This window comes from Aurantibacter crassamenti, assembly GCF_016811105.1.
GTDB classification, from domain to species: domain Bacteria; phylum Bacteroidota; class Bacteroidia; order Flavobacteriales; family Flavobacteriaceae; genus Aurantibacter_A; species Aurantibacter_A crassamenti.
Map to the genome: position 1 here is coordinate 1,160,801 of NZ_JAFBGM010000002.1, position 25,711 is coordinate 1,186,511.

General features: G+C 35.5%; 19 protein-coding genes and 5 tRNA genes. 1 reads left to right on the plus strand and 23 read right to left on the minus strand.

The genetic code is table 11. From position 1 onward, the window contains the following. Positions 1–206 precede the first annotated feature (206 nt). Genes JQC67_RS19205 through JQC67_RS17560 form a run of 3 tightly spaced genes read right to left on the minus strand, consistent with a single transcriptional unit; the run spans position 207 to position 6,156 of the window. Entirely contained in the window at positions 207–2,147 is a 1,941-nt protein-coding gene (locus JQC67_RS19205) for an OmpA family protein (protein WP_203254214.1), read from the minus strand. A gap of 11 nt (positions 2,148–2,158) precedes the next feature. Then, entirely contained in the window at positions 2,159–3,121 is a 963-nt protein-coding gene (locus tag JQC67_RS17555) for a PorP/SprF family type IX secretion system membrane protein (RefSeq protein ID WP_449500878.1), read from the minus strand. A gap of 17 nt (positions 3,122–3,138) precedes the next feature. Beyond that, the gene (locus tag JQC67_RS17560; protein WP_203254216.1) at positions 3,139–6,156 is read right to left on the minus strand and encodes a gliding motility-associated C-terminal domain-containing protein; all 3,018 of its coding nucleotides are present in this window, start codon (positions 6,154–6,156) and stop codon (positions 3,139–3,141) included. A 409-nt stretch (positions 6,157–6,565) separates the two neighbouring features. On the opposite strand from JQC67_RS17560, the gene JQC67_RS17565 reads away from it, so the two are divergent. After that, positions 6,566–8,155, plus strand: coding sequence for a peptide chain release factor 3 (locus tag JQC67_RS17565; RefSeq protein ID WP_203254217.1), 1,590 nt, complete (start codon positions 6,566–6,568; stop codon positions 8,153–8,155). Positions 8,156–8,187: 32 nt separating this feature from the next. On the opposite strand, the gene JQC67_RS17570 is transcribed toward JQC67_RS17565, so the two are convergent. The 20 genes from JQC67_RS17570 to JQC67_RS17665 all read right to left on the minus strand — a co-directional run bounded on the left by JQC67_RS17570 (position 8,188) and on the right by JQC67_RS17665 (position 25,702). Continuing rightward, complete coding sequence (locus tag JQC67_RS17570) at positions 8,188–8,502, minus strand: DUF3467 domain-containing protein (RefSeq protein ID WP_203254218.1); 315 nt, start codon at positions 8,500–8,502, stop codon at positions 8,188–8,190. Between the two features lie 77 nt (positions 8,503–8,579). Further along, positions 8,580–12,878 (minus strand): DNA-directed RNA polymerase subunit beta', encoded by a 4,299-nt coding sequence (rpoC, locus tag JQC67_RS17575; RefSeq protein WP_203254219.1) that lies wholly within the window; start codon positions 12,876–12,878, stop codon positions 8,580–8,582. A 39-nt stretch (positions 12,879–12,917) separates the two neighbouring features. Further along, positions 12,918–16,727 carry a DNA-directed RNA polymerase subunit beta gene (gene rpoB, locus JQC67_RS17580; protein ID WP_203254220.1) on the minus strand — a complete coding sequence of 1,270 codons (3,810 nt, stop codon included), beginning with the start codon at positions 16,725–16,727 and terminating at the stop codon, positions 12,918–12,920. A 133-nt stretch (positions 16,728–16,860) separates the two neighbouring features. Beyond that, positions 16,861–17,238 carry a 50S ribosomal protein L7/L12 gene (gene rplL / locus JQC67_RS17585; RefSeq protein ID WP_203254221.1) on the minus strand — a complete coding sequence of 126 codons (378 nt, stop codon included), beginning with the start codon at positions 17,236–17,238 and terminating at the stop codon, positions 16,861–16,863. A gap of 52 nt (positions 17,239–17,290) precedes the next feature. Continuing rightward, complete coding sequence (gene rplJ / locus JQC67_RS17590; protein WP_203254222.1) at positions 17,291–17,806, minus strand: 50S ribosomal protein L10; 516 nt, start codon at positions 17,804–17,806, stop codon at positions 17,291–17,293. Between the two features lie 23 nt (positions 17,807–17,829). Next, the gene (gene rplA, locus JQC67_RS17595; protein WP_203254223.1) at positions 17,830–18,522 is read right to left on the minus strand and encodes a 50S ribosomal protein L1; all 693 of its coding nucleotides are present in this window, start codon (positions 18,520–18,522) and stop codon (positions 17,830–17,832) included. Positions 18,523–18,540: 18 nt separating this feature from the next. Then, positions 18,541–18,978, minus strand: a complete 438-nt coding sequence (gene rplK / locus JQC67_RS17600; RefSeq protein WP_203254224.1) for a 50S ribosomal protein L11 — start codon at positions 18,976–18,978, stop codon at positions 18,541–18,543. 92 nt (positions 18,979–19,070) lie between these two features. After that, entirely contained in the window at positions 19,071–19,622 is a 552-nt protein-coding gene (nusG, locus tag JQC67_RS17605) for a transcription termination/antitermination protein NusG (protein WP_153755498.1), read from the minus strand. 9 nt (positions 19,623–19,631) lie between these two features. After that, positions 19,632–19,820, minus strand: coding sequence for a preprotein translocase subunit SecE (gene secE, locus JQC67_RS17610; RefSeq protein WP_203254225.1), 189 nt, complete (start codon positions 19,818–19,820; stop codon positions 19,632–19,634). An 89-nt stretch (positions 19,821–19,909) separates the two neighbouring features. Then, positions 19,910–19,985, minus strand: a tRNA-Trp gene (locus JQC67_RS17615). A 67-nt stretch (positions 19,986–20,052) separates the two neighbouring features. Then, complete coding sequence (tuf, locus tag JQC67_RS17620) at positions 20,053–21,240, minus strand: elongation factor Tu (RefSeq protein WP_203254226.1); 1,188 nt, start codon at positions 21,238–21,240, stop codon at positions 20,053–20,055. A gap of 61 nt (positions 21,241–21,301) precedes the next feature. Continuing rightward, a tRNA-Thr gene (locus JQC67_RS17625) sits at positions 21,302–21,373 on the minus strand. Positions 21,374–21,452: 79 nt separating this feature from the next. Then, positions 21,453–21,525, minus strand: a tRNA-Gly gene (locus JQC67_RS17630). A 104-nt stretch (positions 21,526–21,629) separates the two neighbouring features. Next, positions 21,630–21,711: transfer RNA gene (locus JQC67_RS17635), tRNA-Tyr, on the minus strand. Between the two features lie 26 nt (positions 21,712–21,737). After that, positions 21,738–21,811, minus strand: a tRNA-Thr gene (locus tag JQC67_RS17640). 101 nt (positions 21,812–21,912) lie between these two features. Then, on the minus strand, positions 21,913–22,215 hold the full coding sequence (gene hpf / locus JQC67_RS17645; RefSeq protein WP_203254227.1) for a ribosome hibernation-promoting factor, HPF/YfiA family: 303 nt from the start codon (positions 22,213–22,215) through the stop codon (positions 21,913–21,915). A gap of 127 nt (positions 22,216–22,342) precedes the next feature. Further along, positions 22,343–23,233 carry a tyrosine-type recombinase/integrase gene (locus tag JQC67_RS17650; protein WP_203254228.1) on the minus strand — a complete coding sequence of 297 codons (891 nt, stop codon included), beginning with the start codon at positions 23,231–23,233 and terminating at the stop codon, positions 22,343–22,345. A 110-nt stretch (positions 23,234–23,343) separates the two neighbouring features. Next, the gene (gene rpsU, locus JQC67_RS17655) at positions 23,344–23,538 is read right to left on the minus strand and encodes a 30S ribosomal protein S21 (protein WP_203254229.1); all 195 of its coding nucleotides are present in this window, start codon (positions 23,536–23,538) and stop codon (positions 23,344–23,346) included. An 85-nt stretch (positions 23,539–23,623) separates the two neighbouring features. Then, a complete protein-coding gene (locus tag JQC67_RS17660) occupies positions 23,624–24,763 on the minus strand; it encodes an acyl-CoA dehydrogenase family protein (RefSeq protein ID WP_203254517.1) in 1,140 nt (379 codons plus the stop codon). A 36-nt stretch (positions 24,764–24,799) separates the two neighbouring features. Then, positions 24,800–25,702, minus strand: coding sequence for a ComEA family DNA-binding protein (locus tag JQC67_RS17665; RefSeq protein WP_203254230.1), 903 nt, complete (start codon positions 25,700–25,702; stop codon positions 24,800–24,802). Positions 25,703–25,711 lie beyond the last annotated feature (9 nt).

A 25,711-nucleotide genomic window follows, 5' to 3' on the forward strand; every position in this document is an offset into this window, starting at 1 on the left:
TAAACACATATCATTTTCAAAAATAGAATCAATAACCCCTCAAACATAATATTTGTTGTATACTGCCTGAATAGCGTCACCAACCTAATAAAAAGTAGTGTAAGCATTATATTATTGCCCAAATTAATTTGGCAGTATTGGAATTGAACTTAACAAAAAAGCAACTAGTTTTATTAGTTGCTTTTTGTACATACTTTATTAAAGCGTTATTCCATGATTATGAACTCAGACCGACGATTTAGTTCATGTTGAGCGGCCGAACATTTTACGCCGTTTGCACATTCATTAAACAACTTGGTTTCACCATAACCTTCACCTTGAAGTCTCGCTTTCTCAATACCTTTAGAAATCATATAATTAACGGTAGCTTCAGCCCTTTTCTGTGATAACCACAAGTTATAAGAATCTTTACCTCTACTATCGGTATGTGAATTTACTTTAATTCTTAAGCTAGGATACTTTTCCATCGCCGCTATTACTTTTTCAACTTCAATTTCAGAATCCTTTCGAATATTGTACTTATCAAAATCGAAATAAATGGTACTTAATTGAAGTAATTTAGACAAATCGTCTCCAAATCCAGCGGTTACAGTATCTCGTTCTAGATAAAAATCTATGATTTTTGGTTTGCCATCAGATTTACCAATATATTCTTCAGAAGGTACATATCCCTCAATTTGAGCTCGCACAAAATTACCTTGATTACAATCTAATGAAAGAGAATATTTTCCTTCAGAATCTGTGATTGTAGACATTATCTCTTCATTGTTTTCATCAATGACCTTTACCGTAGCACCGACCAAAACTTCATTTGATATTTTATCTCTAACCGTTCCTGTAATCTCTTGCTTGCAGTCAAACATGAGTGGTTTATTCTCCGTAAAACTATAGATATCATCAGCACCTTGACCTTCTGGTCTGTTTGAAGCAAAATACCCTTTTCTAGATGCTTCATCCATTATAAAAGTAAAATCATCCATTTTACTATTGATAGGCTCTCCTACATTTAAAATAGCACCATCATATTTACTATTGGCTATCTTAGTACCAAAAACGTCTAAACCACCTAATCCAGGGTGCCCATCTGAAGAGAAATACAATATCTCTTCACTAGTTACAAACGGAAATGTTTCTCTAGCCTCAGTATTAATCGTATTACCTAGATTAACAGGTTCTCCAAAACTACCATCTTCTTTAATTTCTACTTTGAAAATATCAGATTCCCCCAAACTTCCGGTCATATCAGATGCAAAATACATGGTCTTTTCATCTGGCCCCAATACTGGATGTGCCACAGAATATGAATCGCTATTAAAAGAAAGTTCTTCTATATTTTGCCATATACCATCTTTTAAGGTTGACTTAAAAATCTTTAATCGAATTACTCCATTCTCGTCTTTTATGTACTTACCTCCTTTAAAATTGTTTCTAGTAAAGTACATCGTGTTACCATCTTTTGTGGTAACAGAAGTAGATTCATGCAATCTTGTATTTACATCTTTACTAAGCTTAGTCACTAAATTATCAGAAACACTATCAGCATTGACTTTATATAAATCTAAAAAATCTTTAGAGTTCCATGTGTGTCTATAACGTGCTAAATTACCAGTATCTCTATCCGAAGAGAATATTAATCCTTCTTTATAAAAAGCAGGAGCAAACTCAGAATATGGTGAATTGTATTGAAAAGGACCTACGTCATATCGACCAGAATTTCTCTTGATTTCGGCCATATAATCTTTATCATTTTTATATACGTCAGCTCTTATATCATCAGAAGTAAGTTCGGTAAATTTAGACATCATTTTATTTGACTCGTCGTAATTTCCGATTGATTTCAAACACTGTGCATATCTAAAATAATGTTCAGGACCTGCATCTGTAGTATAGGTCTCAATTAACTTCTTATAGGTTTTAGCTGCTTCATCATAATCCGCATTAAAATAATAAGAATTACTTAATTTTTTCAACAAGTCAGCAGAAACAAACCCCTTATCCATCACCCTTTTATAGATATCTATGGCAGGGCGAAAAGAATATTGATCATAATCTAAATCAGCCTTATTTACTAATCGTTCTTGCGCATTACCTGTGAAATTAATCACAAGTGCTAAAAACGTAACTAATACTGTTATTCTTTTTGTCATTGTTCCCGATTTTAGAAGAATCGTGGTGATACTAATTTTTGGAATGATTTAAGTAATTCAAATCGTAAAAACACTTCAAATGACCCATCATTAAATTGGGTACCACCTAACTCTGTAGTTTCACGGTCATACGCTAAACCTAACATTAACTGGTCTGATAATTGAAAACCGACTATAGCACTTACTGCAGCATCCCATCTATAAGCGGCACCAAAATTAAATTTATCATTGAAAAGGAAATTCGCTGAAAAATCTATTTGAAGTGGAGCACCGCTAACAACTTTGGTTAAAATAGCAGGTTTAAATTTAAAATTATTATTCAAATCAAATACGTAACCTGTTATAAGATAAAAATTCATACGCTCTTTAGCAAGGAAATCAACAGCATCATCATCTGTTCCTGAACGATCAAAATGTTCGGTCTCAAGTAAATTTGGAGCTGAAAGACCTGCATAGAACTTATCTGTATGATAATACACACCTAAACCGAAATTAGGTGAAAACTTATTTTGTATATCATCTGTATTTACAGTTTCGCGAAATTGTTCATCATCTCGCTGCCTTAAACCTTCAAAATCTAGGTTCAATAAATTTCCACCAGCCTTTAAGCCAAATGAAAGTTTACCATCTAAAGAAACATCAATGGTATAGGATAAAACAGCATCAAAATAAGTCTCTTGAACTACTCCTTCTCCAATTTTATCATTCACTATTGAAATACCATAACCTAAATTACTATTTCTAATAGGAGAATGTAAATTAAGTGTTTGCGTTACAGGGCCACCTTCTAAACCGACCCATTGAGACCTATATAATGCAGCTGCACTTAATTGCCCTCTAGACCCAGCGTAAGCGGGGTTCACACTCATAGTATTGAACATATATTGGGTATACTGTGCGTCTTGTTGCGCACTGGCTGTCTCCCAAAAAATCAACATTAAAAACAATGATGCGAGGAAACTCTTTTTAACTATCATAAGTCAGTAATAAATTATTCGCTTATATAAATATAACCACTATTAGTTATATCATTTTCATTTGCTGTATTATACTCAAAGATATAAAAATATACCCCTGCCGGTAAATAATCACCTGCACTCAACGTAGATCTACCTTTAGACCTACCATCAAAAACATTGTTCTGATTGTTATAATTTTCTCCCTCATATACTGCAATTCCCCATCTATTGAAAATTCTAAGATTATTGTTTAATGCAAGGTGTACATTCTCAATCCATAAAAATTCATTTTTACCATCACCGTTTGGTGTAACCATTTGCATTACTACGATATCAGTATTTAAAGGTTTTGGATCTAAATAATCAGGAATACCATCACCATTTGAATCATCATTGGTAGGGTCGCCATCATTATTTGCATCTTCATCTGGTGTATCAATACCATCACCATCATCGTCTATATCTCTATAGTTTACATCTTCTGTACCATCTGTATCAGGCAAATCATTCGCTGGATCATTAATCTCATCATTTACATCAAAACCATCATTTAGGTTGCTACCCTCATAACCATCATCAAGACCATCACCATCAGTGTCAGTTCCTAAATAAGTCTGATCAGGAATTCCATCATAATTGAAATCATTACCTTCATTATTATCAGGCACTAAATCATTATCACTATCTAAATCAATATAATCTGGTGTATCTGCCCCATCATGATTATTAGGTACAAGACCATCTGGTAGATATGCGCTATTTAAACCATTATTGGCCTCATAAGTTGCTGCATCATCTTCATTTGGCGCTATATAACCATCAGTTGTCTGAGCCTCTACATTATCAGGTATACCGTCATTATCAGCATCAATATCTAAGTGATTCGGATATCCATCACCATCAGAATCTAACGGATTTGTTAAAGGATCGTTATCACCATCAGTATTAGGATCTTCAACAGTATCTAAAATTCCATCATTGTCATCATCCAAATCTGTAGAATCTGGAACACCATCACCATCAGTATCTGTGTCAGGAGTACTATCATCAATTGGGTCAAGATAATCTGGGGTGCCATCACCATCAGTATCATCATTGGTTGGGTCACCATCATTATTTGCATCTTCATCTGGTGTATCAATACCATCACCATCGTCATCAAAATCTCTATAATTTACATCTTCAGTTCCATCAGTATCCGGAAGATCGTTTGCTGGATCATCAATCTCATCATTCACATCAAATCCATCATTTAAATCACTACCCTCATAACCATCATCAAGACCGTCACCATCAGTATCAGTACCTAAATACACTTGATCAGGAATTCCATCATAGTTGAAATCATTACCTTCATTGTTATCAGGCACTAAATCATTATCACTATCTAGATCTATATAATCAGGAGTATCAATTTTATCATGATTGACAGGTGTGAGTCCGTCTGGTAGATATGCGCTATTTAAACCATTATTAGCCTCATATGTAGCCGCATCGTCTTCATTCGGTGCAATATACCCTACTGTTGTTTGTGCTTCAACATTATCAGGAATACCATCATTATCCGCATCAATATCTAAATGATTAGGATAACCATCACCATCGGTATCTGTTGGGTTGGTCAATGGGTCATTGTCACTGTCTAAATTAGCATCCTCAACGGTATCTAAAATACCATCGTTATCATCATCAAGGTCTGTAGAATCTGGAACACCATCACCGTCAGTATCTGTCTCAGGAGTATTATCATCAATTGGATCTAAATAATCGGGAGTACCATCACCATCAGTATCATCATTAGTTGGATCACCGTCATTATTAGCATCTTCATCAATAGTGTTTATATTATCGCCATCATCATCAATGTCTCTGTAATTTACGTCTTCAGTACCATCGGTATCCGGAAGATCATTTGCGGGATCATCAATTTCATCGTTTACATCATAGCCATCATTAACATCACTACCTTCATAACCGTCATCTAAACCATCACCGTCAGTATCAATACCAGTATACACTTGATCAGGAATACCATCATAATTGAAATCGTTGCCTTCATTATTGTCAGGCACTAAATCATTATCACTATCTAAATCAATGTAATCAGGCGTATCAGTACCATCCGTATTTATTGGAGTGAGGCCTTCATCACCAGCACCTTCATAAGCATCATCAAGACCATCATTGTCTGAATCGTTTCCAGATGGTGGAATATAACCATCAGTTGGTTGTGCCTCTACGTTATCAGGAATTCCATCATCATCAGCATCAATATCTAAATTATCTGGTGTTCCGTCCCCATCAGTATCTGGGCATGCAGTTGGTTGTAAGTATAATCTAATACCGTTCTGTACATGATCCGAATTTGTATAAAATTGAATTTCCGAAACAGTAGATTGGGAAACCCATGTTGCTCTTTCTGGTTCATCTATACCACTATTAGTAATGTTCTCTACATAATAATCATTACCTGAACTACCTTCTACGATACCATCTGGTAAGGTTGTAGTCTGGTTATAAATTGTACCGTCTAAAGCTACAATACCATCTCTACTTAATGCAGCCAAATTTGGTGAGTGTCTTGCAACAACATGAACAGGAGTTGTGCCTGAAAAAGTAAATGTTGCTGGTAAATTATTTCCCACGGAAAAGAAAGGCCCTGTTGAACTAGTACTAGCCCCTGTAACACTAACAATAATACTACCTGCCGGTAGTCCCCATTTAGAACTAATATCTAAGTCAGAATACGAAAGGTTGCCATTAGACACACCATTTGAAAATCCAAAATCAGAAGAAAAAACTTCTTTTAACTCTAATGTGGTGCATTCATCAGTATCTAATATACCATCATTGTCATCATCAATATCAACTGAATCCGGCACTCCATCACCATCAGTATCTGTTGGCGACTGAAATAACATAGGTTCTACTTTTTCAAATGTACTAGACACTCCAAAAGATGAAGAAAGTCCAAGCAAAACAAAAGCCACGATAAAAGTGAAAAATGAGTACGCTTTTTTGCTAAAAAGAGGGGTAGTATTCTTGTCCATAAAGATAGTTTTCTATTAAACTTATCCCATGGCAATGCAGGAAAATCAATAAAGTAAGACGTTGGGACGACCTATAAGAGTATGCAAGATATAGCGAAATATTCTATCAACAAATACTTTTTCATTAGATAATACTAATTATCTTTCAAAAACGCTAATATTCGATAAACGACAATCTTTCAACTACTTAACAAAGAATAGTTCTGATAAACTACACAATATTGATTATTTCAATTATTACATATCGATAATATACGCAGTTAATCGAACTCATTACTTTGTTGGTGTTAAAAACGAAGGTATTTACATCATATTGTCTAAATATTAAATAATATAAATAGAAATAAGAAGGTAATAATAAACTAGGCAAAAAAGCTTAATTTAAACTACTTTTGCCGAAATTTCGACTATGGATTTTAAAGCAGAAATAGAGAAAAGGAGAACTTTTGGCATTATATCACACCCCGATGCCGGTAAGACTACATTAACCGAAAAATTATTATTATTTGGAGGTGCCATACAGGAAGCTGGCGCAGTCAAAAACAATAAAATCAAAAAAACGGCTACAAGTGATTTCATGGAAATTGAAAGACAACGTGGTATTTCGGTAGCTACTTCTGTTTTAGCATTTATCTATAAGGATAAGAAAATAAACATTCTTGATACACCTGGTCATAAAGATTTTGCAGAAGACACGTTTAGAACGCTAACTGCTGTAGATAGTGTTATTGTTGTTATTGATGTTGCCAAAGGTGTAGAAGCTCAAACAGAGAAATTGGTAGAGGTTTGCAGAATGCGTAACATACCAATAATTGTTTTCATTAATAAATTAGATCGAGAAGGTAAAGATGCATTTGATTTATTAGATGAGGTAGAACAAAAACTAGGTCTCAGTGTAACTCCTCTAAGTTTTCCTATCGGAATGGGATATGACTTTAAAGGCATTTATAACCTTTATGAAAAAAACATAAATCTATTTAGCGGAGACAGTAAGAAAAACATTGAAGAAACAATTGGTTTTGACAACCTTGACAGCCCTGAATTAGAGAAAATAATAGGCACAAAAGCTGCAGAAGAATTACGTGAAAACCTTGAGTTAGTAAATGGAGTATATCCGCCATTTAATAAAGAAGATTATTTAAATGGCACGCAACAACCCGTTTTCTTTGGTTCAGCGCTAAATAATTTCGGGGTTCGTGAATTACTTGATTGTTTTATAGATATTGCGCCATCACCACGAGCGAAAAAGGCAGAGGAAAGGCTTGTAATGGCTAATGAAAAAGAAATGACCGGTTTTGTTTTTAAGATTCATGCTAATATGGATCCTAAACACCGTGATAGACTTGCATTTATAAAAATAGTTTCAGGTACTTTTGAACGAAACAAGCCGTATTTACATGTTCGTCATGACAAAAAGCTAAAGTTTTCAAGTCCGAATGCTTTCTTTGCAGAAAAGAAAGAAATTGTAGATATCTCATTCCCAGGTGATATTGTAGGCCTACATGATACCGGAAACTTTAAAATTGGCGACACGTTAACTGAAGGCGAGCAACTGAACTATAAAGGAATTCCTAGTTTTTCACCTGAACATTTTAGGTACATAAATAATGCCGATCCAATGAAGTCTAAACAGCTTTATAAGGGCATTGACCAATTAATGGATGAAGGTGTTGCACAATTATTTACCTTAGAAATGAATGGCCGAAAGGTTGTAGGTACTGTTGGTGCTTTACAATTTGAAGTAATTCAATACAGATTAGAACATGAATATGGTGCAAAATGTACTTACGAAAACTTCCCAGTACATAAAGCTTGCTGGGTTGATCCAGAAGATAAAAAGAATACTGAGTATTCAGAATTCGTTAGAGTAAAACAGAAATTCTTGGCAAAAGATAAACGTGGTAAAATGGTTTTTTTAGCTGACTCACAGTTTTCATTACAAATGACCCAACAAAAATATCCTACTGTTAAATTACATTCTACATCAGAATTTGAATAAAAAAAAGCCCAATTTTAAAATTGGGCTTTTTTTTATGCTTCTCCTGTAGGACCAAAATTCAGAGGAATTGTTGGTTGCTCATAATCTTTGATAGTACCATGAGCTTTCTCAAAACGATTCACATTATCGTTAAGCGCCTTTAAAAATTTCTTGGCATGTTGTGGTGTCAAAACAATTCTGCTTTTAACCTTAGCCTTTGGTGCACCTGGCATCATACTAATAAAGTCAACAACAAATTCAGATACCGAATGATTAATAATTGCAAGGTTTGAATAAATACCTTCAGCTATCTTTTCATCAAGTTCAATATTTATCTGTTTCTGTGCTTTTTTATCGTTATCACTCATAGTAACTATTTATTGAAAAGAAATATTAAATTAAAAAAAGAAACCCTCGATTTAATAATCGAGGGCTCTTATTATATTTAGAATTTTAAAGCTTCTTTGCGCGCCATAATTTCATCATATTCTTCTTTAGAACCTACAATGATATTATCATAATCTCGCATACCAGTACCTGCAGGAATTTTATGTCCAACAATTACATTCTCTTTCAATCCTTCTAAAGTATCAATCTTACCGCTAACAGCAGCTTCATTCAACACCTTAGTCGTTTCTTGGAAAGATGCAGCCGAAATAAATGATTTCGTCTGTAGCGATGCTCTAGTAATTCCTTGTAAGATAGGTGTTGCAGTGGCAGCAACAACGTCTCTTGCAGAAACTATAGTTTTATCAGCTCTTTTTAGAATAGAATTTTCATCACGAAGCTCTCTAGGCGTAATTATTTGTCCCGCCTTAAGAGTATCTGACTCACCAGCATCTTCAACTACCTTCTTGCCATAAATTTCATCATTTTCAACAATGAAATCTGATTTATGTACAAGTTGATTTTCTAAGAATATGGTATCGCCTGAATCTTGAATTCGAACCTTACGCATCATTTGTCTAACAACAACCTCAAAGTGTTTGTCATTAATTTTCACACCCTGAAGACGATATACTTCTTGAACTTCATTTACCAAATACTGCTGAACAGCAGATGGTCCTTTAATAGCTAAGATATCTTCTGGCGTAATAGAACCATCTGATAAAGGCATACCGGCACGAACATAATCATTCTCTTGTACCAAGATTTGATTTGAAAGTTTAACCAAATATTTCTTAATCTCACCCAATTTAGATTCTATGATAATCTCACGGTTACCTCTTTTAATTTTACCAAAAGAAACTACACCATCAATTTCAGAAACAACAGCTGGGTTAGAAGGGTTACGAGCTTCAAATAACTCTGTAACTCTAGGAAGACCACCTGTAATATCACCCGCCTTAGCAGATTTACGTGGAATCTTAACTAGTACTTTACCTTCTTTAATCTTATCACCGTCATCAACCATGATATGCGATCCAACAGGTAAGTTATAAGATCTTAAAGTTTCTCCTTTACTATCTTTAATCAATAGCGTTGGTATCAACTTCTTGTTTCTAGATTCAGAAATTACTTTTTCTTGGAAACCTGTCTGTTCATCAATTTCTACCTGATAAGTAACACCTTGATCAATATTCTCATAAGCAATTTTACCTGGGAATTCAGAAACAATAACACCGTTATATGGATCCCATTGACAAATTACATCATCAGCTTTAACCTTAGCTCCGTTCTTAACAAATATCTGAGAACCATAAGGAATATTGTTAGTACTAAGGGTTATACCCGTTTTAGCATCAACAACTTTAATCTCAGATGTTCTTGAAATAACAATTTCAGCAGTTTTACCTTCGGCATCAACACTGTTTACAATTCTAAGGTCTTCAATTTCAGCAATACCTTCGAATTTAGCAACTAGTTTGTTTTCCTCAGAAATGTTACCAGCAATACCACCAACGTGGAACGTACGTAATGTTAACTGCGTACCCGGCTCACCAATTGACTGTGCTGCAACAACACCAACAGCTTCACCTCTTTGAACCATTTTATTGGTTGAAAGGTTTCTACCATAACATCTTGCACAAATTCCTTTTGTTGCTTCACAAGTAAGCGCAGAACGTACTTCAACTTTATCTACTGGAGATGCTTCAACACGTTTAGCATCTGCTTCTAATATTTGTTCACCCGCTTTTAAAAGTAATTCTTCATTCAACGGATTGTATACATCATGTAGTGAAACTCTACCTAATATTCTTTCACCAAGAGTTTCAACAACTTCTTCATTTTTCTTTAATGGTGACACCTCAATACCTCTTAAAGTACCACAGTCTTCTACATTCACAATTACATCTTGTGAAACATCAACTAAACGACGGGTTAAATATCCAGCATCAGCAGTTTTTAACGCCGTATCTGCAAGACCTTTACGTGCACCGTGAGTAGAGATAAAGTATTCAAGAATTGAAAGACCTTCTTTAAAGTTCGATAAAATTGGGTTTTCAATAATCTCACCACCACCAGCAGTTGATTTTTTAGGCTTAGCCATCAAACCACGCATACCAGTCAACTGACGAATTTGTTCTTTAGAACCCCTTGCACCAGAATCAAGCATCATATACACTGAGTTGAATCCTTGCTGATCCTCACGAATTCGCTTCATAGCTAATTCAGTAAGTTGAGCATTTGTAGAAGTCCAAACATCAATAACCTGATTGTAACGTTCGTTGTTTGTAATAAGACCCATATTATAATTGGCCATAATACCATCAACTTGCCCGTTAGCTTCAGCAATCATTTCATGCTTCTCTTGCGGTATAATAATATCACCAAGACTAAAGGAAAGTCCACCTTTAAAGGCAAACTCATAACCCATTGTTTTAATCTTATCCAAGAAAGCCGCAGTTGTAGGAACATCAGTAACAGCCAAAATTTGACCGATAATATCACGTAAAGATTTTTTATTTAAAACATCATTTACATATCCTGCTTGTTCTGGCACTTCCATATTGAAAAGTACACGACCAACAGTAGTTGGGATAATTTTATTTACAAGCGCTCCTTCTTCATTAAAATCTTTTGCACGCACCTTGATACCTGCATTAAGATTTACCATTCCTTCGTTGAAAGCAATCTCTACCTCTTCATAAGAATAGAAAGTTAAACCTTCTCCTTTAATAGGCACTTCTGGTGTAGACTTACGCTCTTTGGTCATATAATACAGACCCAAGACCATATCCTGTGATGGTACAGTAATAGGTGAACCGTTAGCTGGGTTCAAAATGTTATGTGAAGCCAACATTAACAATTGGCATTCTAGAATTGCTTCTGGTCCTAATGGAAGGTGCACCGCCATCTGGTCACCATCAAAATCCGCATTAAATGCAGTACATACCAATGGGTGAAGACGAATAGCCTTACCTTCAATAAGTTTTGGTTGGAATGCTTGAATACCTAAACGGTGCAATGTAGGGGCCCTGTTTAACATTACAGGGTGTCCTTTCAATACATTTTCAAGAATATCCCAAACTACAGGCTCCTTCTTATCTATTATTTTTTTAGCTGATTTTACCGTCTTAACAATACCTCTTTCAATCAATTTACGGATTACAAAAGGCTTGTAAAGTTCTGCAGCCATATCTTTTGGAAGACCACATTCAAACAACTTCAATTCCGGTCCAACAACAATTACCGAACGTGCAGAATAATCAACACGTTTACCTAATAAGTTTTGACGGAAACGACCTTGCTTACCTTTCAATGAATCTGAAAGTGACTTTAAAGGTCTATTTGATTCGGTTTTAACTGCCGACGCTTTACGCGTATTATCAAATAAAGAATCAACCGCTTCTTGAAGCATCCTTTTTTCATTTCTAAGGATTACTTCTGGTGCTTTAATTTCAACTAATCTTTTCAAACGATTATTTCGGATAATTACCCTTCTATACAAATCATTTAAATCAGAAGTAGCGAAACGACCACCATCTAATGGTACTAACGGACGTAACTCTGGTGGTATAACTGGCACCACTTTCATAATCATCCACTCTGGTCTATTGTCTCTATTCTCTTGAGATTCACGTAAAGCACCTACAACTTGAAGCCTTTTAAGTGCTTCTGTTTTACGTTGTTTCGACGTTTCAGTATTCGCTTTGTGACGCAATTGATAAGATAATTCCTTTAAATCAATACGAGCTAAAAGATCAATCAAACATTCAGCACCCATCTTAGCGATGAATTTGTTTGGATCAGCATCATCAAGATATTGATTTTCAGGTGGAATAGTTTCCAAAATATTTAAGTACTCTTCTTCAGTAAGGAAATCCATTTTCTGAACTTCTTCACCCTCTGGTCCTTTTGCAATACCAGGTTGAATAACTACATACCTTTCATAATAGATAATCATATCTAATTTCTTGGAAGGTAAACCAAGTAGATATCCAATTTTATTAGGTAATGAACGGAAGTACCAAATATGAGCAACAGGCACAACCAAATTGATATGCCCTACTCTATCACGTCTTACTTTCTTTTCAGTTACCTCTACCCCACAACGATCACAAACAATTCCGCGATATCTGATACGCTTATATTTTCCACAAGCACATTCATAATCCTTTACAGGGCCGAAAATTCGCTCGCAAAATAAACCGTCACGCTCAGGCTTATGCGTTCTATAGTTAATGGTCTCAGGCTTAAGCACCTCACCTCTTGACTCTGCCAAAATTGCTTCTGGAGATGCCAAACCGATGGAGATTTTATCAAACCTTTTTTGTGGTGTATTATCGTTTATTCTAGCCATAATATACTATGCTACTAAATTATATTGTGTGTTCTAAAACTATTCTTCCAATCTAATATCTAAACCTAAACCTTTAAGTTCATGCATCAATACGTTGAAAGATTCCGGTAGTCCGGGTTCTGGCATTGTTTCACCTTTTACGATTGACTCGTAGGTCTTAGCTCTACCAATTACATCATCAGACTTAACTGTCAAAATTTCACGTAAAGTAGCTGATGCACCATATGCTTCAAGCGCCCAAACTTCCATTTCTCCGAAACGTTGACCACCAAATTGTGCTTTACCACCAAGTGGCTGCTGCGTAATCAATGAGTACGGTCCAATTGATCTTGCGTGCATCTTGTCATCAACCATATGGCCTAATTTCAACATGTAAATCACACCCACTGTTGCAGGTTGATCAAAACGCTGACCTGTACCACCATCAAAAAGATAAGTATGTCCGAATCTTGGAATACCCGCTTCATCAGTATAACCGTTGATTTGATCTAAAGTAGCACCATCAAAAATTGGAGTACCAAATTTCTTACCAAGCTTTAAGCCTGCCCAACCCAATACGGTTTCATAAATCTGCCCAATGTTCATACGAGATGGTACACCAAGTGGATTTAATACGATATCAACAGGAGTACCGTCTTCTAAGAATGGCATGTCTTCATGACGTACTATTCTAGATACAATACCTTTATTACCGTGACGACCAGCCATCTTATCACCAACTTTAAGCTTACGCTTTTTAGCGACATAGACCTTAGCTAATTTCATAATTCCTGCAGGCAATTCATCACCTACTGAAATTGTAAATTTATCTCTTCTCAAGTTACCTTGAAGATCGTTCAATTTAATTTTATAGTTGTGAAGTAAATCTGCAACAGCCGAATTATTAGCTTTATCTGCAGTCCAACTTCCACCTACTAAATGCGCATAATCATCAACTGAATTAAGCATTTTTTGCGTGTATTTCTTTCCTTTCGGAAGAACTTCTTCACCCAAATCATTCATTACACCTTGTGATGTTTTACCACCTACTAAAGTGAACAACTTTTCAATCAACACATCTTTAAGCTCTTGGAACTTCACTTCATATTCAAGTTCCAATTTGTTCAATTCTTCTTTATCTTCAGAACGTCTACGCTTATCTTTTACAGATCTTGAGAACAATTTCTTTTCAATAACTACACCTCTAAGTGATGGAGAAGCTTTTAAAGAAGCATCTTTTACATCACCAGCTTTGTCACCAAAAATTGCGCGAAGTAATTTTTCTTCAGGTGTTGGATCTGACTCCCCTTTCGGAGTAATCTTACCAATTAAAATATCACCAGGTTTTACTTCAGCACCAATACGAATCATTCCATTCTCATCAAGGTCTTTTGTAGCCTCTTCTGAAACATTAGGAATATCATGAGTTAATTCTTCAGCACCCAACTTAGTATCCCTAACTTCTAAAGAATATTCATCTACGTGAATAGAAGTAAAGATATCTTCACGAACAACTTTTTCAGAAATTACAATTGCATCTTCAAAGTTATACCCTTTCCAAGGCATAAATGCTACAGTTAGGTTTCTTCCTAATGCTAATTCACCTTTTTCAGTTGCATAGCCTTCACAAAGAACCTGACCTTTTTTAACTTTATCTCCTCTTTTTACAATAGGCTTTAAGTTGATACTAGTACCTTGGTTGGTTTTTCTAAACTTCACCAATTGATAAGTCTTAGAATCATCTTCAAAGCTAATCAAACGTTCAGCTTCTGACCTTTTGTACTTAATAGTAATTTTTTGAGCATCAACATACTCAATTGTACCATCACCTTCAGCATTTATTAAAACTCTTGAATCTGAAGCAACCTGTCTTTCTAAACCAGTACCAACAATCGGAGCTTGTGGACGTAATAAAGGAACAGCCTGACGCATCATGTTAGAGCCCATCAATGCACGGTTGGCATCATCATGCTCTAAGAAGGGAATCAAAGAAGCTGAAATAGATGCAATTTGATTAGGAGCAACATCGGTATAGTTAATCTCTAATGGATCAACTACCGGGAAATCACCCTCTTCACGGGCAATTACTTTATCATTTTTAATGCTATCATCTTCATTAAGAGGAATATTTGCTTGCGCAATTTTCATTCCCTCTTCTTCTTCAGCACTTAAATATCTAAAGTTTTGAGTATCTACTTTTCCTTTAGTTACCGTACGATAAGGTGTTTCTAAAAAGCCCATTGGATTCACTTTAGCAAATACTGCCAAAGAAGAGATAAGACCAATGTTCGGACCTTCAGGAGTTTCTATCGGACATAATCTTCCGTAGTGCGTGTAGTGAACATCACGTACTTCAAAACCAGCTCTTTCACGTGAAAGACCACCTGGCCCAAGGGCTGATAATCTTCGCTTGTGCGTAATCTCTGCTAATGGATTTGTTTGATCCATAAACTGAGATAATTGGTTTGTACCAAAGAATGAATTAATCACAGAAGACAAGGTCTTCGCATTAATTAAATCTATAGGTGTAAATACCTCATTATCACGAACATTCATACGTTCACGTATAGTTCTTGCCATACGTGCAAGACCCACACCAAACTGAGATGAAAGTTGCTCTCCAACGGTACGAACACGACGGTTAGAAAGGTGATCGATATCATCAATTTCTGCTTTAGAATTGATAAGCTCAATCAAATATTTTATAATTGTAATGATATCTTCTTTGGTCAAGACTTGCTTATCCATTCCAATATCCAATTGCAATTTTTTATTCATTCTGTAACGTCCAACTTCACCTAAGTTATAACGCTGATCAGAGAAGAATAATTTATCAATAATACCACGAGCAGTCTCTTCATCGGGCGGCTCAGCATTACGTAATTGACGATAAATATGTTCAACAGCTTCTTTTTCAGAATTTGTTGGATCCTTCTGGAGTGTGTTATGAATAATTGAATAGTCAGATTGTCCATTACTCTCTTTATGTAAAAGAATAGACTTAACATCCGCTTCCATTATTTGCTCAATGTGCTCTTTTTCTAAAACCGTATCACGATCAAGTACGATTTCATTTCTTTCAATAGAGACCACTTCGCCAGTATCTTCATCTACAAAATCTTCATGCCAAGTATTCAAGACACGTGCCGCCAACTTGCGACCTAAAACTTTTTTTAATCCAGCATTAGAAACTTTAATTTCTTCAGATAAATCAAAAATTTCTAAGATATCCTTATCACGTTCAAAACCTATAGCTCTGAACAGTGTAGTAACTGGTAATTTTTTCTTACGATCAATATAAGCGTACATAACGCCATTGATATCCGTAGCAAATTCTATCCAAGAACCTTTAAAAGGTATTACCCTGGCAGAGTATAATTTTGTTCCATTAGCATGGAAAGATTGTCCGAAGAAAACACCTGGTGATCTGTGCAATTGTGAAACAACTACACGCTCAGCACCATTGATAACAAAAGTACCGCTCGGTGTCATATAAGGTATAGTACCTAAATAAACATCTTGAACGATTGTTTCAAAATCTTCATGTTCTTCATCAGTACAGTACAACTTCAATCTAGCCTTCAATGGAACGCTATGAGTCAAACCACGCTCAATACATTCTTGAATAGAATATCTTGGCGGATCTATGAAGTAGTCCAAAAATTCGAGAACGAACTGATTTCTAGTGTCCGTAATCGGGAAGTTTTCCATGAAGGTATTGTATAATCCTTCATTGCCCCTTTCGTCAGATTTAGTTTCAAGTTGAAAGAAGTCTTGAAACGATTTAATCTGAATGTCCAAGAAATCCGGATATTCCGGCGTATTCTTGGCGGATGCAAAATTTATTCTTTCAGTCTGTTTTGTCAACATCTATGATAAAATTTTGATCGTGAATATTAATTGGTTGACTGCTCTAGGCAGACATAATACTTATAAATAGGTTTAGGTCTATCCATATAATATGGAAAGACCTAAACCCCAAATGTGCTATTTGTTGTAGCTATTACTTAAGCTCAACTTCTGCTCCTGCTTCTTCTAAAGATTTTTTGATACCTTCAGCTTCGTCTTTAGATACACCTTCCTTCACGGCTTTTGGTGCGCTATCTACGATGTCTTTAGCATCTTTTAATCCAAGACCTGTCAATTCTTTTACCAATTTAACAACGGCCAATTTAGAAGCACCAGCTGCTTTCAAAATTACGTCAAATTCTGATTTTTCTTCAGCAGCTTCTTCGCTACCTCCGCCACCACCAGCAGCAACTGCTACAGCCGCAGCTGCAGGCTCAATACCATACTCATCTTTTAATATAGCAGCTAATTCATTAACCTCTTTTACGGTTAAGTTAACCAACTGTTCTGCGAAATCTTTTAATTCTGCCATTCTTTCTATCGTTTAATAAAATTTTAAAATATAATTGTTTATAGTGCGCAAATTAACGTTCTGATAATGTCTTAAGAATACCTGCCAGTTTACCACCACCAGATTTAAGACCAGAGATAACATTCTTGGCTGGCGATTGCAACAACCCGATGATTTCTCCAATCATTTCTTCTTTAGACTTGATACTCACTAGTGCATCTAGTTTATCATCCCCTACGTAGATTGCTTCCTCAATGAAAGCACCTTTTAATAAGGGTTTATCAGATTTTTTCCTGAAGCTCTTTATTACTTTAGCTGGACCATTACCAACCTCAGAGAACATCAAAGAAGTATTTCCTTTTAATACTTCAGGAAGCTCACCGAATTCTTTATCAGCTGCCTCCATGGCTTTCGCCAATAAAGTATTTTTGACTACTGCCAGTTGAATATTAGATTTATAACAAGCTCTTCTTAAATCAGAAGTTGTTTGTGCATCTAATCCTGAAATATCGGCTAAATAAATAATCGAACTTTCAGCTAACTGTTTCGTCAAATCTTCTATTACGACTCCTTTTTCTTGTTTTGTCATGATTAAAATTGTTTGACTATCAGTTATTTTACTGTCTTTGGATCTAATTGAATACTTGGGCTCATAGTACTTGACATGAAAATACTTTTCATGTAAATACCTTTAGACGAAGATGGCTTCAATTTGTTCAAAGTTTCTAAAAGCTCTATGGCATTACCTGCAATTTTATCAGCAGAGAAAGAAGACTTTCCTATAGCTGCATGCACGATACCTGTTTTATCAACTTTAAAATCTATTTTACCGGCTTTAACTTCAGATACTGCCTTAGCAACATCCATAGTAACCGTTCCTGTTTTTGGATTCGGCATTAAACCTCTTGGACCTAATACTCGTCCTAAAGGGCCTAATTTACCCATAACACTTGGCATGGTGATTATAACATCAACATCTGTCCAACCGCCTTTTATTTTATCCAAATACTCATCTAAACCTACATAATCAGCACCAGCTTCTGTAGCTTCGGCTTCTTTATCAGGGGTAACCAATGCTAAAACTTTAACATCTTTACCAGTACCATTCGGTAGTGTAACAACACCACGAACCATTTGATCTGCTTTTCTAGGGTCTACGCCCAAACGAACTGCAATATCAACAGAAGCATCAAACTTCGCATTGGTAATTTCTTTTACCAAAGCTGAAGCTTCCTCAATCGAATAAAGCTTATCTTTTTCGATTTTAGCATGTGCCTCTTTTTGCTTTTTTGTCAACTTTGCCATTTAATTGCTTTATAAGATTTAAAAAGGTCTCTTTCCAGCTACTTTAAGGCCCATTGACCTTGCAGTACCTGCAATCATACTCATAGCTGATTCAACAGTAAACGCATTTAAGTCTACCATTTTATCTTCTGCTATTGTCTTAACCTGATCCCAGGAAACACTCCCAGTTTTAACTCGGTTAGGTTCGCCAGATCCTTTTTTAATCTTAGCTGCTTCCAAAAGTTGAACTGCCGCTGGCGGTGTCTTTACAATAAAGTCGAAAGACTTGTCTTTGTATACCGTGATAACAACTGGTAAAACTTTACCTGGTTTATCCTGCGTACGAGCATTAAACTGCTTACAGAACTCCATGATGTTAACACCGGCAGCACCTAAGGCGGGTCCGACCGGTGGCGATGGATTCGCTGCACCTCCCCTAACTTGTAGTTTAACTACTTTACCTACTTCTTTTGCCATTGTTTAATATTAAATTCAAATTGTGTCAATTAGAAGCAACACAACTTATTACTACGTAACAATTATTTTCTAATCATCTAAATAAGATGATTCTATATTTTTTCTACTTGCATATAACTAAGTTCTAATGGTGTTTTTCTTCCGAAAATTTTCACCATCACCTCTAGCTTACGCTTTTCTTCGTTGATTTTTTCAACAGTACCATTAAAGCCATTAAACGGACCATCAATTACTTTTACTGTTTCACCAAAAACAAATGGTATTGCAACAGCATCAGTATTAACCGCCAACTCATCAACCTTACCTAGCATTCTATTTACTTCACTCTTTCTAAGTGGAACAGGATCACCCCCTTTAGTTTCCCCTAAAAATCCGATAACATTAGTAATTGATCTTATGATATGAATCATTTCACCAGCCAAATTGGCCTTTATCATAATATAACCAGGAAAATAAACACGTTCTTTATTTATTTTCTTACCATTTCTTATTTGAACAACCTTTTCAGTTGGCACCAATACATCTTCTAAATAATCAGAAAAACCATGACGCTCAACTTCGCTTTCAATATAGCCTTTGATTTTATTCTCTTGACCACTGACCGCTCTTACAACATACCATTTTTTCTCTAACACCTCAGACATAGTGATCTATTAATTTAATATGTTATTAAAATACAATTTCACCAATTTACCAAAAAGCGAATCGACTCCCCAAGTCGCCAAAGCGAATATTATTGAAAAAACAGCTACCACAACCATTAGATTGTATGATTCAGCCTTGGGTGGCAATGTAACATTGTTTCTAAGTTCGTCTATGGACTCTTTAATATAGGTCAACATATCTAGTGCTTTTAGTATCTCTTACTTAAATAAGAAATATATTTTTTGTTATCCTAAGGATAAATATTTATTTACCTCTTAGCCCTTTTTGGCACGGGAGGAGAGACTCGAACTCCCGACACCTGGTTTTGGAGACCAGTGCTCTACCAACTGAGCTACACCCGTATTTATTTACATTGAAAGGTATCCGCCAAATGGCGGACACCCTTAATATAAACTATCTTAAATAATCTTAATCTAAAATCTTGGTAACTTGACCAGCACCAACTGTTCTACCACCTTCACGAATTGCAAAACGAAGTCCTTCACTTAATGCGATAGGAGAAAGTAATTCAACAATTATAGTAAGGTTATCACCAGGCATAACCATTTCAACTCCACTAGGAAGATTAATAGTACCTGTAACATCTGTAGTTCTTACGTAGAACTGAGGACGGTAGTTGTTATGGAATGGTGTGTGACGACCACCTTCTTCTTTCTTAAGGATATAAACCTCAGCTTCAAATTTAGCATGTGGCTTAACAGAACCTGGCTTACAGATTACCATTCCTCTAGAAATTTGAGATTTTTCAATACCTCTTAACAAGATACCAACGTTATCTCCAGCTTCACCTCTATCCAAAATCTTACGGAACATCTCAACACCAGTTACGGTAGAAGATAATTTCTCAGCACCCATACCGATGATATCAACTGCATCACCTGTATTAGCAACACCAGTTTCAATACGACCAGTTGCAACAGTACCACGACCAGTAATCGTAAATACATCTTCAACAGGCATTAAGAAATCTTTTTCAACATCTCTTTTAGGAAGCTCGATCCAAGCATCAACTTCTTCCATTAATTTCATTACAGTATCAACCCACTTTTGCTCACCGTTAAGTGCACCAAGAGCAGATCCAGCAACAACAGGTCCGTTATCACCATCATACTCATAGAAAGAAAGTAATTCTCTAATTTCCATTTCAACAAGCTCTAAAAGCTCTTCATCGTCAACCATGTCAACTTTATTCATGAAAACAACAATTCTAGGAATACCAACCTGGCGACCTAAAAGTATGTGCTCACGAGTTTGTGGCATTGGACCATCAGTTGCAGCAACAACAAGAATAGCACCGTCCATTTGAGCAGCACCAGTTACCATGTTCTTTACGTAATCCGCGTGACCAGGACAGTCAACGTGTGCGTAGTGACGGTTAGCAGTAGAATACTCTACATGCGATGTGTTAATTGTAATACCTCTTTCTTTTTCTTCAGGAGCGTTGTCGATTGACTCGAAGCTTCTCAATTCAGAAAGCCCTGCATTTGCTAATACCGTAGTAATAGCAGCAGTTAATGTTGTTTTACCGTGATCTACGTGTCCAATAGTACCAATATTTAAGTGCGGTTTGGAACGATCAAAAGTTTCCTTTGCCATTTTAAATGAATTTTAATCTAAGTTTATATTAGTGTACAATAATTAATGCTTCTTCTATTTGAGCCAACGACGAGATTTGAACTCGTGACCTCTTCCTTACCAAGGAAACGCTCTACCCCTGAGCTACGCCGGCGTAAAGTGTTTAACATCTTCCTCCTTTTAAAAGGAAAAGATTCCTGCCTTCGCAGGAATGACAATATATTGTCATTTTGAGCGGGAGACCGGGTTCGAACCGGCGACATTCAGCTTGGAAGGCTGACGCTCTACCAACTGAGCTACTCCCGCAATACTTATTATTTTTTCACAATTCACATAAAAACCCTAAACACAAACTTTAATTTCTTGAAAAATTAAAATTCCACATTTAGCTCATGTGTCTCATAAAATTGTGGGGAGAGCAGGATTCGAACCTGCGAAGACGTAGTCAGCAGATTTACAGTCTGCCCTCGTTGGCCGCTTGAGTATCTCCCCAAACCCACTATTTTAAAGACCTTTAGAGCCGATGGAGGGACTCGAACCCACGACCTGCTGATTACAAATCAGCTGCTCTAGCCAGCTGAGCTACATCGGCAATTTTCATGCTTTTTAGCAAAAAAAAAGCCCGCTATTTCTAACGGACTGCAAATGTATATATTTATTTCTTTAATCAAAATAAAACAAGGAAAATTTTCTTTAAGCATATGCCCTCATTTTTTCTTTCTTTTTGACTAAAGTGCGTTCTAATGAACTGCAAGCAGAATCAATAGCTTCTTCAAATGTTCTACATTGTTTTTTCACCACAAACTTATCTTTGGGTATATGTATACTGATTTCCACTATCTTATTCTCTTTAGAACTAGTGTTCTCTACCTTCATATAAATGTCAGAGCTTACGATTTTATCATAAAAAACCTCTAACTTATTTAATCGATTTTGTACAAAATCAATCAAATTACGATCTGCGTTAAAATTTACTGATTGCGCATTTACTTTCATCTTTTTTATTTTTTATGTTAATAAAAGTGGTAGAGTCCGTATTTCTAGCACGGATAATTAAGTTTACTAAGAACAAATTTTGCTTGAATTTATTTCATAGGCCATATTTTAAAATTATTAAAAAACGTTAATTTTTACTTCGAGGATGACTCATAGAATGTATTTTTTTCAATTCAGCTATACTATTATGTGTATATACTTGTGTTGATGCTAGGCTTGAATGACCTAATAATTCTTTTACCGAGTTCAAATCTGCCCCTTTATTGAGTAAGTGGGTTGCAAAAGTATGTCTTAATATATGCGGACTTCTTTTCACCTTGCTCGAGACCAAACTAAGATAATGATTTATAACTCTATAGACAAGAGTTCCGTAAACTTTCTTACCTGATTTTGACAGAAAAATAAACGATTTATCAAAAATATTCTCTAATGTTTCTCTTCGTTCCAGGTATAAATTAAACAATTCTATTGTATTTGGCAATAATGGCACCAAGCGTTCTTTATTTCTTTTTCCTAAAACTTTGAGCACCCTATTCTTTAAGTCCACATTTTCAACAGTAAGACCAACCAGCTCTGCCCTACGCATACCCGTAGTGTAAAGAAGCTCAATAATTAATTTATTGCGAATACCCTCAAAATCATCTTCAAAATCGATTTGAGATAACACCTGAGCCATTTCTTCTTCAGAAAAAGGCACTTCAATCTTTTTTGCAGTTTTAAGCGCCTTATGTTTTGCTAAAGGATTTGAATCAATTAAACCAATACGCTGCAGAAATTTATAATACGCCTTTAAAGATGCAATCTTTCTATTAACAGTTCTATTAGAAATTTCATCATCAACCAGCATTACAATCCAACCTCTTACTATAGCATAGTCTACACTATCAATGTTTGAAATTTCATATTTAATTAAACAGAAGTCTGAAAAAGCTTGAATATCTTTTTGATACGCAGTAACTGTATGTAAAGAATAATTCTTTTCATGCAAAAGATAATCGACAAAGGCTTGAATAGACATAACACAAAGTTATGTCATTTTAAGGGAGGCTGCGCAGAAGTATGGAAACAAAAAAATCTCACCCGCCTTGTGACGAATGAGATTTAATATGATTAAAAGATAAACGATTTCTAGATATCCTCTTGATCTCGCAATCCTTGAATGTACTGTGCTTTTTGAATCTGTGCTCTACGAACTACAGATGGTTTTGCAAATTGTTGGCGTTTGCGCAATTGACGCATTGTACCTGTTTTATCGAATTTACGCTTGAAACGTTTCAAAGCTCTATCGATATTCTCTCCTTCTTTAATTGGTATTATTAACATAGGCTACAACCTCCTTTCATTATGATTAACTCCGTTTTGAAAACGGGAGTGCAAATATATATTTAATAAATGGATTAGCTAAATATTACTTTAAAATATTTTTAGCAATCACTATTTTTTGAATTTCAGTAGTGCCCTCACCTATTGTACAAAGCTTAGCATCTCTATAGAATTTCTCAACCGGAAAATCTTTTGTAAACCCGTAACCACCATGAATCTGTACAGCTTCATTTGCTGCACGAACACAAAGTTCTGAGGCATACATTTTAGCCATAGCCCCTATCTTGGTTACTTTTTCACCTTTATTTTTCATGAATGCTGCTTTATGTAGCAATAGCTCAGCAGCTTCAATTTCAGTTGCCATATCAGCTAGTTTAAAAGAAATTCCTTGAAATTCACAAATTGGCTTACCAAATTGCACCCGCTCTTTAGAATACTTAAGCGCTGCTTCATACGCGCCTTTAGCAGTGCCTAATGATAATGCCCCAATAGAAATTCTACCGCCATCTAAGACCTTCATACTTTGAATAAAACCATCACCAACTTCACCCAATCTATTAGCATCAGACACTTTACAATTATCAAAAATCATTTCTGCAGTTTCACTTGCACGCATGCCTAATTTATCTTCTTTTTTACCACTTGTAAAACCCGGCATACCCATTTCAACCACAAAAGCTGTCATACCGTGACTATCTCCTTTTTCTCCTGTTCTAGTAATAACTACTGCAACATCACCACTTTTACCATGTGTAATGAAATTTTTTGCTCCGTTTAAAATCCAATTATCACCATCCTTTACAGCTGTGGTATTCATTCCGCCAGCATCAGAACCAGTGTTATGTTCGGTTAAACCCCAGGCTCCAATAAATTCAGCAGTTGCCAATTTCGGAAGCCACCTTTGCTTCTGTTCTTCATTACCAAAACTAAGAATATGATTGGTACATAATGAATTATGTGCAGCAACAGATAAACCAATTGAAGGATCCACTTTTGAAATTTCTTCTATGATAGCAATATACTCATGATAACCCAGACCGGATCCACCATAAATTTCAGGCACTAAAACACCCATGAAACCCATTTCACCCGCTTTCTTAAAAAGCTCAACAGGAAATGTTTGTGCTTCGTCCCAAATCATCACATTTGGCCGTATATGTTGTTCAGCAAACTCTTTCGCTGAAACGGCTACCATTTGCTGCGTTTCAGAATACTCAAAATTCATTTGCGATTCAATATCAACTTTCATTCTTTGGGATTTCTAATTGAGGGACAAATATAGCTGAATTATTACCAATTTTTCACTAGGAAATCCTTCTATAGTTGCCAATTCATTAAACGCTACAATTCCCCCGCTAGTATCTCTATAATTAATAATTTTACGAGCCATATCATAATTAAAATACACCAGTTGTGTTAAATCATCAACAGAAGCTTCATTAATATTAATTTTATTAATAGTTGGTATTGACTTAATCTCGAACTGTTTAAAGACATTCTCTACAACTTCTGATTCAAGACCATAAACATGACTCAATTGTTCTTTTACCACAAAACCACCTAAGCGATCACGAAATTTCACAATTCGTGCAGACAACTTTTCCCCTATTCCATTAATTAATTTTAAATCTTCAGCCGTTGCTGTATTAAGGTCAGTTAATTTTACGTGCTTCTTTGTTACAGAAACTTTGACAACTTCCTTTTTTAAGGACGACTTATTATAATTCTTAGAATTCTGTTTCTTATTCTGGGTCCATTCTGGAAACTTGAAATAAGGGGCTATTGTTTGTAGTAGACTGTCTGATATTTTAGTGACTTGCTGAAATTCTTCTTTAGAATTCACATAACTATTTGTCTTCCGAAAGTTATGTAATCTATCAATTTCTTCAATTGACATTCCTAAAGTATATCCTTTATAGTCTGTAATAAAATTAGGATTGAATGGAAAAATTTTAATGGAATCTTGCTGTACAGCATTTTTCTTTAGCGAATCTATTTGCGCTTGCATTAGAGGGTCTATATGAAGGGCTTTTACAACATTATCCGAAGAAAAACGCATCCAAAGAAAATAACCTAATTGAAGCAAAACAATGAAAAGTAGTAAAAAGAAAATCCCACTTCGTTCTTGCTTATTGAACTTGAAGTGAGATTTTATTTTTTCCACGAAATCAAA

Excerpts from the sequence above, each read along its gene's own strand:
- nusG (WP_153755498.1), bottom strand. The coding sequence starts at position 19,622 with ATGTCTGAGGTGTTAGAGAAAAAATGGTATGTTGTAAGAGCGGTCAGT.
- JQC67_RS17560 (WP_203254216.1), bottom strand. The coding sequence starts at position 6,156 with ATGGACAAGAATACTACCCCTCTTTTTAGCAAAAAAGCGTACTCATTT.
- rplA (WP_203254223.1), bottom strand. The coding sequence starts at position 18,522 with ATGGCAAAGTTGACAAAAAAGCAAAAAGAGGCACATGCTAAAATCGAA.
- secE (WP_203254225.1), bottom strand. The coding sequence starts at position 19,820 with ATGTTGACCTATATTAAAGAGTCCATAGACGAACTTAGAAACAATGTT.
- JQC67_RS17565 (WP_203254217.1), top strand. The coding sequence starts at position 6,566 with ATGGATTTTAAAGCAGAAATAGAGAAAAGGAGAACTTTTGGCATTATA.
- rplJ (WP_203254222.1), bottom strand. The coding sequence starts at position 17,806 with ATGACAAAACAAGAAAAAGGAGTCGTAATAGAAGATTTGACGAAACAG.
- rplK (WP_203254224.1), bottom strand. The coding sequence starts at position 18,978 with ATGGCAAAAGAAGTAGGTAAAGTAGTTAAACTACAAGTTAGGGGAGGT.
- rpsU (WP_203254229.1), bottom strand. The coding sequence starts at position 23,538 with ATGTTAATAATACCAATTAAAGAAGGAGAGAATATCGATAGAGCTTTG.
- rpoC (WP_203254219.1), bottom strand. The coding sequence starts at position 12,878 with ATGGCTAGAATAAACGATAATACACCACAAAAAAGGTTTGATAAAATC.
- rpoB (WP_203254220.1), bottom strand. The coding sequence starts at position 16,727 with ATGTTGACAAAACAGACTGAAAGAATAAATTTTGCATCCGCCAAGAAT.
- hpf (WP_203254227.1), bottom strand. The coding sequence starts at position 22,215 with ATGAAAGTAAATGCGCAATCAGTAAATTTTAACGCAGATCGTAATTTG.
- tuf (WP_203254226.1), bottom strand. The coding sequence starts at position 21,240 with ATGGCAAAGGAAACTTTTGATCGTTCCAAACCGCACTTAAATATTGGT.
- JQC67_RS17570 (WP_203254218.1), bottom strand. The coding sequence starts at position 8,502 with ATGAGTGATAACGATAAAAAAGCACAGAAACAGATAAATATTGAACTT.
- JQC67_RS17650 (WP_203254228.1), bottom strand. The coding sequence starts at position 23,233 with ATGTCTATTCAAGCCTTTGTCGATTATCTTTTGCATGAAAAGAATTAT.
- rplL (WP_203254221.1), bottom strand. The coding sequence starts at position 17,238 with ATGGCAGAATTAAAAGATTTCGCAGAACAGTTGGTTAACTTAACCGTA.
- JQC67_RS19205 (WP_203254214.1), bottom strand. The coding sequence starts at position 2,147 with ATGACAAAAAGAATAACAGTATTAGTTACGTTTTTAGCACTTGTGATT.
- JQC67_RS17660 (WP_203254517.1), bottom strand. The coding sequence starts at position 24,763 with ATGAATTTTGAGTATTCTGAAACGCAGCAAATGGTAGCCGTTTCAGCG.